General features: G+C 52.1%; 9 protein-coding genes. 5 read left to right on the forward strand and 4 right to left on the reverse strand.

Annotated elements, in window-relative coordinates; translation table 11 throughout:
• Positions 1–12: 12 nt before the first annotated feature.
• Positions 13–147, reverse strand: coding sequence for a 50S ribosomal protein L34 (rpmH, locus tag MIH18_RS13200; RefSeq protein ID WP_026224022.1), 135 nt, complete (start codon positions 145–147; stop codon positions 13–15).
• A gap of 712 nt (positions 148–859) precedes the next feature.
• Between rpmH and dnaA the strand changes: the two genes are divergently transcribed.
• The 5 genes from dnaA to gyrB all read left to right on the forward strand — a co-directional run bounded on the left by dnaA (position 860) and on the right by gyrB (position 8,498).
• Positions 860–2,299: a chromosomal replication initiator protein DnaA gene (gene dnaA / locus MIH18_RS13205; protein WP_249006953.1), complete on the forward strand. Its 1,440-nt coding sequence runs from the start codon at positions 860–862 to the stop codon at positions 2,297–2,299.
• Between the two features lie 71 nt (positions 2,300–2,370).
• The gene (gene dnaN, locus MIH18_RS13210) at positions 2,371–3,474 is read left to right on the forward strand and encodes a DNA polymerase III subunit beta (protein ID WP_249006954.1); all 1,104 of its coding nucleotides are present in this window, start codon (positions 2,371–2,373) and stop codon (positions 3,472–3,474) included.
• A 112-nt stretch (positions 3,475–3,586) separates the two neighbouring features.
• Entirely contained in the window at positions 3,587–4,861 is a 1,275-nt protein-coding gene (locus MIH18_RS13215; protein ID WP_249006955.1) for an AarF/ABC1/UbiB kinase family protein, read from the forward strand.
• Between the two features lie 23 nt (positions 4,862–4,884).
• Positions 4,885–6,030: a DNA replication/repair protein RecF gene (gene recF, locus MIH18_RS13220; RefSeq protein ID WP_249012587.1), complete on the forward strand. Its 1,146-nt coding sequence runs from the start codon at positions 4,885–4,887 to the stop codon at positions 6,028–6,030.
• A gap of 53 nt (positions 6,031–6,083) precedes the next feature.
• On the forward strand, positions 6,084–8,498 hold the full coding sequence (gene gyrB / locus MIH18_RS13225; protein WP_249006957.1) for a DNA topoisomerase (ATP-hydrolyzing) subunit B: 2,415 nt from the start codon (positions 6,084–6,086) through the stop codon (positions 8,496–8,498).
• Positions 8,499–8,571: 73 nt separating this feature from the next.
• On the opposite strand, the gene MIH18_RS13230 is transcribed toward gyrB, so the two are convergent.
• From MIH18_RS13230 to MIH18_RS13240, 3 genes are all read right to left on the reverse strand, one after another.
• Positions 8,572–9,294, reverse strand: a complete 723-nt coding sequence (locus tag MIH18_RS13230) for a VC0807 family protein (RefSeq protein WP_249006958.1) — start codon at positions 9,292–9,294, stop codon at positions 8,572–8,574.
• A gap of 198 nt (positions 9,295–9,492) precedes the next feature.
• Positions 9,493–10,770, reverse strand: a complete 1,278-nt coding sequence (gene gabT, locus MIH18_RS13235) for a 4-aminobutyrate--2-oxoglutarate transaminase (RefSeq protein WP_249006959.1) — start codon at positions 10,768–10,770, stop codon at positions 9,493–9,495.
• 99 nt (positions 10,771–10,869) lie between these two features.
• Entirely contained in the window at positions 10,870–12,606 is a 1,737-nt protein-coding gene (locus MIH18_RS13240; RefSeq protein WP_249012588.1) for an ABC transporter transmembrane domain-containing protein, read from the reverse strand.
• Positions 12,607–12,707 lie beyond the last annotated feature (101 nt).

Here is a 12,707-nt window from a genome sequence, read left to right on the forward strand (position 1 = left end):
GCAGACCAAAAATTACGCAGACAGACGTGCGCGACCTTTTGCACGACGGCGAGCCAGAACTTTACGGCCATTTGCAGTGGCCATACGGGCACGAAAGCCGTGAACGCGCTTACGCTTCAGTACGCTTGGTTGAAACGTTCTTTTCATGGGAATGATCTCACAATTCTGGATTAGGAATTCAGTCTGTGGTTGGAAAATGAACAACCAAAACAGGAGCGGCATTCTATGCAAATCCTAGTGGAAATTCAACGCTAATAAACGGGTTGTTTTCACGGATGCCGAAATAAGTTTATTGAGCCTGGTTAATTTCCCTTTTCAGCTGGCACGCCGTCTGTGCAAAAAAACATAAAACACGTTCAGTTAACTGTAGTAATTGTTCTTTTATAATTCTCTTTAAAGATTGAATACTACTGTTATTACACAGGCCTTTTTCTGTGGATAAGGAGTTTAAAACGATATAAATCATGTGGTTGTCCAGTTGGCGAAGGTGATAACAAGTGCCAGTGAGGGTTGTGGATAAGGGTGATGCAAATTGTGGATAACTTTAGATCAGGAAAATCAGGTTAGTTATGCACCTTGTGTGCCCAGGTTTTCCACAGGGGCCAGTGGCAGATGTACACACACCTCTGTGCATAACATTTGTGTTTTTATTTTCTGTACACAAGGCTGTCAGTAAGTTTATAAGATTATGAAATATATTATTATTTTTATCCACAGGCTGTTTATGAATTGCTTCGAGTGCTTTTACTGGTGGTCTCGGCAGGGTAGAATCGCGAGTTCTCTTCAAAGGCTCGTGGTGTAAAAATCTCAAGGCCTCAGAAAAACGCAGTGTTTTGTTATCAGGTGGTGCCGATACGGTATGTGGCAGCAATGTCTTGAAGTACTCCGGGACGAGTTTCCGGCACAGCAGTTCAATACCTGGTTGCGTCCTTTGCAGCCAGATTTGCGTGATGGCCAATTGGTTCTTTTTGCTCCGAACCGATTTGTAATGGACTGGGTAAATGAAAAATACCTTCGCCGTATCGAAGAAATATTGAAAGAGCTGAATGGCGGCCATGCTCCCAGAGTGGGTATGAAGGTGGGTTCTGCGCCCAAAGCCGATGGTTTAGAGCGTTCCGAGCCAACAGCAACCAACGCCAGACCGTTGGTAAAAGACGATCGCGGTGAATCGGCAAACCAGCAGACTAGGCCGGCAGCGCCGGTAACCGCGCCAGCTGCTTCGCGTCCAAGAACATCGGGTACCCGTCCCGGCGCTCAGGTTGAAGGCGATATAAAGCACCAGAGCTTCCTGAACGAAACATTCACATTTCAGACCTTCGTTGAGGGCAAGTCCAACCAGTTGGCTCGCGCTGCGTCTATGCAGGTCGCAGAAAACCCTGGCGGTGCTTATAACCCACTATTTTTATACGGCGGTGTTGGCCTGGGTAAAACCCACTTGATGCACGCGGTGGGCAATGAAATTGTGCGTCGCAATCCGAATGCGAAGGTCGCCTATCTTCGTTCAGAACGTTTTGTGGCGGACATGGTAAAAGCACTGCAGTTAAACGCCATCAACGAATTTAAACGTTATTATCGCTCGGTAGATGCTCTGCTAATTGACGATATTCAGTTTTTTGCCCGAAAAGAGCGCTCTCAGGAAGAATTCTTCCACACTTTTAACGCGTTGCTTGAGGGTGGCCAACAGGTCATCGTGACCAGTGACCGATTCCCGAAAGAAATTGTGGATCTGGAAGAACGACTGAAGTCCCGCTTTGGCTGGGGTTTGACGGTGATGGTTGAACCCCCAGAGCTGGAAACACGGGTGGCGATCCTGATGAAAAAAGCTGAGCAGGTGAACGTGAAGCTCAGCAGCGAAGCGGCTTTTTTTATTGCTCAGAAAATCCGTTCCAACGTGCGCGAACTGGAAGGGGCTTTACGCCTGGTAATTGCCAACGCTCACTTCACGGGCTCGGAAATCACGCCGCCGTTTATTCGCGAAAGCCTGAAAGATTTGCTGGCACTTCATGAAAAACAGGTCAGTATTGATAATATTCAACGTACGGTCGCGGAATATTACAAAATTAAAGTGGCGGATCTGCATTCCAAGCGCCGTACACGTAATGTGACTCGTCCGCGCCAGGTGGCTATGTCATTGTCGAAAGAGCTGACGAATCACAGTTTGCCGGAGATTGGTGGTGCTTTTGGTGGCCGAGACCACACCACAGTGCTTCATGCCTGCAAAAAAATAATAGAACTGCAGGAGAGTGACCCGGGTATACGGGAAGACTACCAGAACTTTATGCGGTTATTGACCAGTTGACAGCCGCGCTACCGTGTTCTGTCTATCGGCTTTGAACCCTGACAAATTTCACCAAAAGAATGTTGAGTGCCATGAAACTGACGATCAGCCGTGAATCCCTGCTCACCCCGCTGCAAAGCATTGCCGGCGTGGTGGAAAAGAAACAGACCATGCCCGTGCTCTCCAACGTGTTGCTGGTAGCCGAGGACAACACCCTGACCCTGACCGGCACCAATATGGAAGTGGAGCTGGTAGCGCGTATCACTCCGGTTCATATAGATCAGCCTGGGCGTATAACGGTGCCGGCACGCAAGCTTGCGGATATTTGCCGCGCGTTGGGTGAGGAATCGCCCATCGAGCTGGATCAGCAAGGCGACCGCTTGCATCTGCGTTGTGGCAAAAGCCACTTTACTCTGGCGACCTTGCCGGCCGAGCATTTTCCGAATGTGGAAGACGAAGCCGAGAGTTTTCGCTTGGAGCTGCCGCAAAAAGAACTGCGGCGTATGTTTGATAGCACCGCGTTCGCCATGGCTCAGCAGGACGTTCGTTATTACTTGAACGGCTTGCTGTTGGAAGTTGCAGCAGATCACGTTCGTACCGTTGCCACCGATGGTCACCGCCTGGCGATGGCCCATCAAGATGTTGAAACCGGTTGCCCGGAGGCGCGTCAGGTGATTGTGCCGCGTAAAGGCGTGCTAGAGCTTGCGCGCTTGCTGGATGATGTGGACACACCGGTTACCCTGGTGATTGGCGATAACCACTTGCGCGCGACTGTGGGTGCTTACACGTTCACGTCCAAGCTGATCGAGGGAAAGTTCCCCGATTACAACCGGGTTATTCCCCGTGGTGGCGACAAAGTGGTGTTGGCTGACCGCATCACCCTGAAGAACACTCTGCAGCGGGCCGGTATTCTGTCCCATGAAAACATTCGCGGTGTGCGTTTGAATCTGGGCCCTAATGAACTCCAGGTGTTTGCCAACAACCCGGACCAGGAACAGGCGGAAGATGCGTTGCCGGTAGATTATCAGGGTGAAACCCTGCAAATCGGTTTCAACGTTGGCTATTTGATAGACGTCATGAACGCGTTGGATGATGACCAGGTAAAGGTCACGCTGTCGAACCCTAACAGCAGTGCGTTGATCGAGTCACAGACGGATGCCCGTTGCCTGTATGTGGTCATGCCAATGCGTTTGTAGGTTGCCGCAGGCACCCCACAAACAGTCGGGGTAGGCACTCAGCGTTATAGTTGGTGTATGCAACTTACGGATTAAAAGTGCTTCAAGGTTTTAATAACAGGAGTTCCGGGGCATGGTGACACGTTTAAAAGATGGTATAAAAGGTGTGTTTCGTATTGGCCAGACCATGAGCGTGCTCGGGCGCACTGGGTTTAACTGGGTGCGCGGTGACCGACCCCCTGCTCCGCGTTTACTGCGGCAGACCTTTGAATCCTTGGGTGCGACCTATATAAAGCTGGGGCAATTCATTGCCAGTTCACCGACTTTTTTTCCAAGAGAGTATGTGGAAGAGTTTCAGGGTTGCCTGGACAGCACCCCAAACCTGCCGTATCGGGTGATTCGAAAAATTATTGAGGAAGAGTTAGGCCGTCCGTTGGATGAGGTGTTCACCGACATAGACCCAGTAGCCCTGGCGTCGGCATCCATTGCCCAGGTGCACGTCGCGCGGTTGATCAGTGGTGAAGAAGTGGTTATTAAGGTGCAAAAACCCGGTGTACGCAATATTCTGCTCACGGACCTGAACTTTTTGTACGTATCTGCCCGAATCCTCGAAACTCTAGCTCCAAAGCTGTCGTGGACATCGTTATCCGCCATTGTTGATGAAATTCAGCGCACAATGATGGAAGAGTGCGATTTCATTAAGGAAGCCAATAACCTTGAGGTTTTCAGGCGGTTTTTACACGACACTCATAACACCGACGCCACCGTGCCGAAAGTTTATGAGCAATGTAGCTCCCGCCGCATTCTGGTAATGGAACGTTTTCACGGTGTTCCTCTGACCGATCTGGACAGTATTCGCGGATACACAGATGATCCGGAAGGAACCCTGATTACTGCCATGAACACCTGGTTTTCCAGCCTTACCCAATGTGAGTTTTTTCACGCCGATGTACACGCCGGTAATTTGATGGTGTTGCGCGACGGTCGGGTTGGGTTTATCGACTTCGGGATAGTTGGGCGTATTGCGCCCGACACCTGGCAAGCGGTGAACGATTTTATTCAGACTGTGATGGTCGGTAATTTCGATGGCATGGCCGATGCAATGATCCGCATTGGGGTTACTCGACACACGGTTGAAGCCAGTTTGCTTGCCAATGATTTGCGCACGCTTTACTCCAAAATGGATCAGATGGTGCCAGATACCGTTGCTTACACGGCGGGCCAGGCTGAAGACGACGTCAATCATCTGCTGATGGATATGGTCAAAGTAGGTGAAAATCATGGGCTGCACTTTCCGCGGGAATTTGCGCTGCTGTTGAAGCAATTTTTGTATTTTGACCGTTACGTACACATATTGGCGCCGGAAATGGATATGTTCATGGACGACCGCTTAAAGATGTTGCACTAGGGGCTTAGGCCCTTGGTTTTTTTATGGCACTGATTACACTGCAAACCGAACACTTTCGTAACCTGGCGGCAAAGCCTGTCACCTTCTCCCCTGCTTTTAACCTGATATGCGGCGCCAATGGCAGTGGTAAAACCAGTTTGCTCGAAGCCATCGGCTACCTCGGCCTGGGTCGTTCGTTTCGGGTTAGTCGCCACCAGGCTGTGGTTCAACATCAGCAGCAGCGATTTACGGTGTTTGGCGGCCTGGATGCGGGCACTCTTAATTCCAGTCTGAAGACGATACCTGAAGCCGATGCCTCAAGTTATGCGCATCGCTTGGGCATTTCCCGAGATGTTGGTCTTAAGGAGACAATTCTTAGGGTAGACGGTGAAGCCGTGCGCAATCTGTCGGCGTTAGCGCGACATCTCCCGGTATTGGTGATCGACCCGGGCGTGTTTGATATTGTGGCCGGAGGCCCGGGTAAGCGCCGGCAGTTCCTGGATTGGTCAGTGTTCCACGTGGAACCTTCTTTTGGCGGCGCTTGGCAGAAATGTCAGCGGGTAATATCACAGCGGAACCAAACGCTGAGAAATGGTAGAATAGATGAATCGTTGATGCGGGCCTGGGATGCCCAGTATGACCTGTTAAGCAACCGAGTGACGGATGACCGTCTTGCGGCGTTTGCCCTGTTTAAAGAGGCCTTCTGGTTGCTTCTCGGTGAAACCGATGCAACCTGGGCGAATCAACTTAAAATGGAGTTTTATCCTGGCTGGGATCATGCACAACCGTTGGCGGATGTGTTGATTAATCATCGGGATCAGGAACGTCGAATGGGCCACACTCTGTATGGGCCCAACCGAGCTGACATTCGTTTAAAAATACAGGGCCGGCCGGTGGCGGAAATACTGTCCCGCGGTCAGCAAAAGACATTGGTCATTTTAATGAAGATTGCCCAGGGCATGGTTTTACGTCCGTTGGGTAAGCAGGTCACGTTTTTATTGGACGACATAAACGCCGAACTGGATAGTCGACACCGGCAAATGTTGGCCGAAAAATTACGATCGCTGCAGTGTCAGGTGTTCATCAGCTCTATCGAAAAGCAGACGCCCGACACCTTATGGCCGGGTACAACAACGCCGGATTTCAGAATGTTCCACGTGGAACATGGTCAGGTAACGGAAGAACATTAGCTGGCCGCCTTTTTTAATCACGCTGCGGTCATCAGCCTTCAGGAGTTTTTTTAATGAGTGAATCAACCTACAATTCCTCCAGTATCAAAGTACTCAAAGGCCTGGACGCTGTGCGCAAGCGGCCTGGCATGTACATCGGCGATACGGACGACGGCACCGGCCTGCACCACATGGTGTTCGAACTGGTAGACAACTCCATTGACGAAGCGCTAGCCGGCCACTGCACAGAAATCGGAATTCGTATTCATCCGGACGAGTCCATCAGCGTGCACGACAATGGTCGCGGTATTCCAGTTGATCTGCACGAAGGCGAAGGCATTTCTGCTGCCGAAGTTATCATGACTGTACTCCACGCCGGCGGTAAGTTTGACGACAACACCTATAAAGTGTCGGGCGGCCTTCACGGTGTGGGCGTGTCGGTTGTTAATGCTCTATCCTCAGTGTTGACGTTAACCATTCGTCGCAACGGCAAAGTATACGAGCAGACTTATAACCACGGTGTTCCAGCGGCGCCTCTGCACGAGGTCGGCAGTACTGACGCTAATGGCACCAAGGTACACTTCATTCCGTCAGAAGCTACGTTCACCAATATCAAGTTTCACTACGAAATTTTGGCAAAACGGGTACGGGAACTGGCGTTTCTGAACAGCGGTGTCCGCATTCGTCTGACCGATGAGCGCAGTGGAAAAGAAGAAATCTTTGAATATGAAGGTGGTTTGCGGGCGTTTGTAGAACACTTGAACACCAACAAAACCCCCGTCAATCGGGTGTTTCATTTTACTCATCAGCGTGAAGACGGTATTGAAGTAGAAGTGGCTATGCAGTGGAACGATGCGTTCCAGGAAAATATTTACTGTTTTACCAATAATATTCCACAGCGTGATGGCGGTACTCACCTGGTTGGATTTCGTACGGCACTGACTCGTTCATTGAATACCTACATCGAGCACGAAGGCTTGGGTAAGAAAGCCAAAGTGAGCACCTCCGGCGACGACGCCCGGGAAGGTCTGACTGCTATCATCAGTGTGAAGGTGCCAGACCCAAAGTTTTCTTCCCAAACCAAAGACAAGTTGGTGTCTTCCGAGGTGAAGACCGCTGTGGAACAGGAGCTCTATCAGAGCTTTTCAGCTTATCTTCAGGAGCAGCCCAGTGAAGCAAGGCTAATTGTCAACAAGATGATCGAGGCCGCTCGTGCCCGCGAAGCAGCACGTAAAGCCCGTGACATGACCCGCCGCAAAGGCGCTCTGGATATTGCCGGTCTGCCCGGCAAACTGGCCGACTGTCAGGAAAAGGATCCCGCTCTTTCCGAACTGTTTATAGTGGAGGGTGATTCCGCCGGCGGTAGCGCAAAGCAGGGTCGGGAACGGCGAAACCAGGCGATTCTGCCGCTGAAGGGTAAAATCCTGAACGTTGAAAAAGCCCGCTTTGACAAGATGCTGTCATCTGCAGAAGTCGGTAACCTGATTACGGCTCTGGGTTGTGGCATTGGGCGCGAAGAGTTTAACGTTGAAAAACTGCGTTATCATTCCATTATCATCATGACCGACGCCGACGTAGATGGTTCGCACATCCGCACCCTGCTGCTGACCTTCCTGTTCCGTCAGATGCGTGAAGTGATTGAGCGCGGCCACGTGTTCATTGCCATGCCACCGCTGTACAAAGTAAAGCGCGGCAAGCAAGAGCAGTATCTGAAGGATGAAAATGCCCGCGAGAGTTATTTGACCCAAACCGCATTGGAAGGCGCACAGCTGTTCGTTAACGCCGATGCGCCTGCCATCAAGGATTCTGCCCTGGAAACCATGGTGAAGGACTATCAGGCCGTGATGGCGATGATTGATCGCCTGTCGCGCGCCTACCCGTCTAAGGTGCTGGAGCAGATGCTGCACAACAACACCCTCACACCGGAACAGCTGAAAGACGAAAGCGCCGTTGCCAGCTGGGTAGGTCGCCTGGGTAGTAACCTGGAACTGGATACCCGTACTGGCACAAAGTACGTGTTCTCTGTACATCACGACACCGAGCGCGATCTGTATTTGCCCATGGTAACCGTGCATTTACACGGCATGGCTCACGAGCACGTGTTCAGCCATACGTTCTTTGAGGCGCCGTCTTACAAAGCCATCGCCCGCCTGGGTGAAACCCTGGACACTCTGGTTGAAGAAGGAGCCTTTGTTCAGCGTGGTGAGCGTAAGCAGGCTGTCTTGTCGTTTGAAGGCGCCCTCGCCTGGCTGATAAAAGAAGCCCAGCGCGGCCTGACCCTTCAGCGTTATAAGGGTCTGGGCGAGATGAACCCGGAACAACTGTGGGAAACCACCATGGACCCGGAATCTCGCCGTATGATGAAAGTGAACATTGAAGACGCTTTTGCCGCTGACCAGATGTTCACCACGCTGATGGGCGACGATGTCGAGCCGCGCCGTAACTTCATTCAGACACATGCTTTGGAAGTGACCAACCTGGATATCTGATTTTTCTAAAATTCGGGATCAAAAAAACGGCGAAGATGTAAATCTTCGCCGTTTTTTATGCTTAAAATTTACTTTATTTATCAGCCAGATGAGGCGCCATTACCTGTTCCAGTTTGTACCCGGTCAAGCGACTAATGGTGCGCCACAAGTACCAGAAAATGAGCATCATCATCACCATAGAAGGAATGGCAATCATCGGGTAGCTGACCAGCGTCATTCTCCCCAGTTCCTCGTTGAATGCTTGGGTGCCAGCGTCACTGGTCACAATCCAGCGTGCGAGCACGTAGTTCATGATCGATGAGAACAGAAAAGTAGCGGCAAAAAAGTAGCTGGCGTTCAGTAACCGGGCCTCAAACTCCGCGACTTTGCCTTTTTCTGCCAACGTTTGGTGAATCTTATCTACGTTTAGCACGTTGGGGTTGTAAAGCAATGTGCGTACCAGTGGGTAACGGGTGCGGGTAGACACCAGCACAGCCAGACCAATCACCGCAGGCACCGCGGCTTCTTTAATGGCCAGCCAGCCGGCGTCTAATTCCAGCAAGCCAATGCCGCCGGTGAGGGTCACACTGATTATCCCCAACAAGGCAATAAAGTTCTTTTTCCCATAGCGGATCAATTCAAACAGACCCCATCCCAAGGGAAACGCCAGACCAACAATCAGCGCATTTACGCTGCCCAGGTATTCATCGCCGCTGAACTTCATCAGAATAACGGAAGGAATAATGATACTGACCAGTAGGTCTATCCAGGGCCTGGGTTTGTGATCGGATACAGATTCAGTATTCGGTGACGTCATGATTATGCCTGGTTGATGAAATGGCAACGAGGCTGGCAAAGTTACGCGAGCTTCATTGGGCACTGAACGCAGTATACGAGAAATAAGGGCTGCTAGGTAAATACGCCGAGCCTGGCACGGTCGATTCAATTTCTGGTGACTAACAGACACAAAAAAGCCGGGCGCTTGGCCCGGCTTTTCAGAGAAAGCGAGTGCGGATCAGGCGCCCGCTTCCTGCAGGCAATGTTCCAAAATGGCCAAACCTTCTTCCAGTACCTCGTCTTCGATGGTAACCGGCATCAGAAAGCGCAGCGTGTTGCCGTATAAACCACAGCCAAGCACAATCAACCCTTTGGCTTTGGCGAGTTTGGTGATGGCCCCGACGAGCTCTGGCATGGGTTTGTGGGTATCTTTACTTTCTACCAATTCAAACGCGGCCATGGAGCCCAGGGTACGCACATTGTCAACGTGAACAAACTGCTCCTGCCATTGGCTGAAACGTTGGTTCAGTTTTTCGCCCAGGCGCTGACTTTTGCCCAGAATATCCTCGGTCTCGAATACTTCAAACACCGCTAGCGCAGCTGCGCAGGCTGTGGGGCTGCCGGTGTAGGTGCCACCCAGAGAGTTAGGGCCACACGAATCCATGATTTTATCGGTGCCTACAATGGCAGAAATCGGCATACCATCGGCCATGCTCTTGGCCATGGTCATCATGTCCGGTTCAACGCCTGTGTGCTCAATGGCAAACATCTTGCCGGTGCGGCCAAACCCGCTTTGTACTTCATCGACAATTAACACGATGCCGTTGTCGTCGCAGATTTTGCGCAGGGCCTTCATAAAGCTGGCAGGTGCCGGATAGAAGCCGCCCTCGCCCAATACCGGTTCAATAACAATGGCGGCGGTATTGTGGGCCGGAGAATCCGTTTTCATGGTCATGGCCAGGCCACGTAGAGCTTCGTCTTCGCTGACGCCGTGATAGGCCACTGGGTAGGGCGCGCGGTACACCATGCCCGGCATGGGGCCGAAGTCTGTTTGGTAAGGAGCTGCTTTGCCGTTCATCGCCATGGTCATGAAGGTACGGCCGTGATAACCGCCGTCAAAACAAATCACGTTGGTGCGACCGGTTGCTGCGCGGGCAATCTTCACCGCGTTTTCCAGGGCCTCGGCTCCGGAGTTGGCCAGCATAACTTTGGCGTGGCCGCGAACAGGTGTTACGTCGCTGAGTTTCTGCGCTAACCGCACATAACCCTCGTAGGGCATGACTGTCTGGCAAGTGTGCATCAACTTGTCCAGCTGCGCCTTTACCGCTTCCACTACTTTTGGATGGCGATGGCCAATGTTCAACACGCCAATACCACCGGCGAAGTCGATCATGCGTTTGCCATCGGCATCCCAGATTTCGGAGTTGGTGGCGTGGTCTGCAAACTGTTCGTTGGGACTTGCGGCGCCGGCTGCTACATAGCGTTCTTTAAGTGCTTGAAGTTCTTTGTTAGTCACGTTGCTATTCTCCCTGGGTGGGTATAATTGATCGAACCTGAATTAAATGTGGCTCGATTTGTTGCAAAATTATAAGAACTACGGTAGCACAAAACAACGCTATTCTCCAGTTTGGTTGCGGAACTGGAGCTGCGCCAGGCGCTGATAGAGGCCGTTTTCCTGCATTAATTGCTGGTGGCTGCCCACCGCCAGCAAACGGCCTTGGTCAAATACGGCAATGCGGTCTGCGTCCCGCACCGTGGCGAGACGATGGGCAATCACCAGCGTGGTACGGCCGGTTGTAAGCGCCGGCATGGCCTGCTGAACCAGATTCTCGCTATGGGCGTCCAGCGCGCTGGTAGCTTCGTCCAGTAGCAGAATGGGAGCATCCGCCAATAGCGCACGGGCAATGGCCAGGCGTTGTTTCTGGCCACCGGACAGACCTAGCCCGCCATCACCCAGTCGGGTTTGGTAGCCGTCGGGTAGAGCCACGATAAACTCATGGGCGTGGGCAATGCCGGCGGCCTCTTCGACATCGGCCTGGGTCGCCTGCGGACGTGCGTAGCGAATGTTATCGGCAACTGTACCGTGGAACAGAGCAGGATTCTGTGGCACCAAGGCAAAGCAGCTGCGCAGGGCTTGCAGTGATACATCACGGGTATCCGTGCCATCAATGCGCACGCAGCCGCTGCTGGGTTGGTAAAAGTGTAGCAGCAGATCAAACAAGGTGGATTTGCCCGCCCCTGATGGCCCCACAATCGCTAATGTCTCGCCTGCCCGCACCTCTAGGCACACGTCCTGCAGGGCGGGCTGAGCGCTGCGGCCCGGGTAGCTGAACGTCAGGTGTTCAAGACGTATTTCACCTTTTACCGGCTGAGGAAACTGCTCGGGTAAATCGACCGGGCGCTGAAACTCAGACTTGGTCTGTAATAGCTCGAATAGTCGTGCGGCTGAACCTGCCGCCCGTTGCAGTTCCCCAATCACCTCACTGATGGCTCCAGCAGCAACACCTACCAATAAACTGTAGAACACAAAAGCGGCCAGCTCGCCCGGTGTAATGCGGCCGTAAATCACATCCAGACCACCAATCCAAATCACCACACCTACGGCACCCATCACCAAAGTAATAGCCATGGTGGTCAACCAGGCACGTTGGCGAATGCGGTCATGGGCAATATCAAAGGCGCTTTCGGATACATCAGAAAAGTGTTGGCGGTCGTGGGGTTGGTGGTTAAACGCCTGCAGGGTTTTTATCTGGGTTAAATTTTCGCCCACGTAGCTGCCCACATCGGCTACCCGGTCCTGGCTCAGGCGTGACAGCTGTCGCACCCGTCGGCCAAAAATAACGATGGGCACAATCACCAGTGGAAAGCCCAGCACGATCACAGACGCCAGTTTGGCGTTGGTGATAAACAATAGCAGCAAACCGCCGATCAGCATGAGCGCATTACGTAGGGCAATTGACACTGTGGAGCCAATCACTGATTGCAGCACGGTCGTATCAGCTGTAAACCGCGATTGAATTTCCAGCGCTCGGTTGCTCTCGAAAAATCCGGGGTTCAGATCAATCAGGTGATTGAACACCCGTTTACGGATATCGGCGACCACTCGCTCGCCAATCCACGACACCAGATAAAACCGGGCAAAAGAACCCGCTGCCAAGCCAAGAACCAAAACAAAAAACAGCCCCACAGCCCGCGCCAGATTGGCCGGTGACTCGGTGGCCAACCCTTGGTCCACCAGAATACGTAGCCCCTGACCTAATCCAAGGGTGATTCCCGCCGTAATAACTAGGGCGACTATCGCGCCCGCAACGGCTTTGCGATAGGGATGAATAAACCCGACAACCAGTTTCAAAGCTTCGCGATGAACGGTGTTGATAGTGTGCCTCCTGATGAGTGGGTACTGTAAACGTCTGCAGACTTACGATCTGTATTGCTAAAAGGGTTTATCATACG

Origin of the sequence: Marinobacter sp. M3C (assembly GCF_023311895.1) — a bacterium.
Lineage (GTDB): Bacteria > Pseudomonadota > Gammaproteobacteria > Pseudomonadales > Oleiphilaceae > Marinobacter.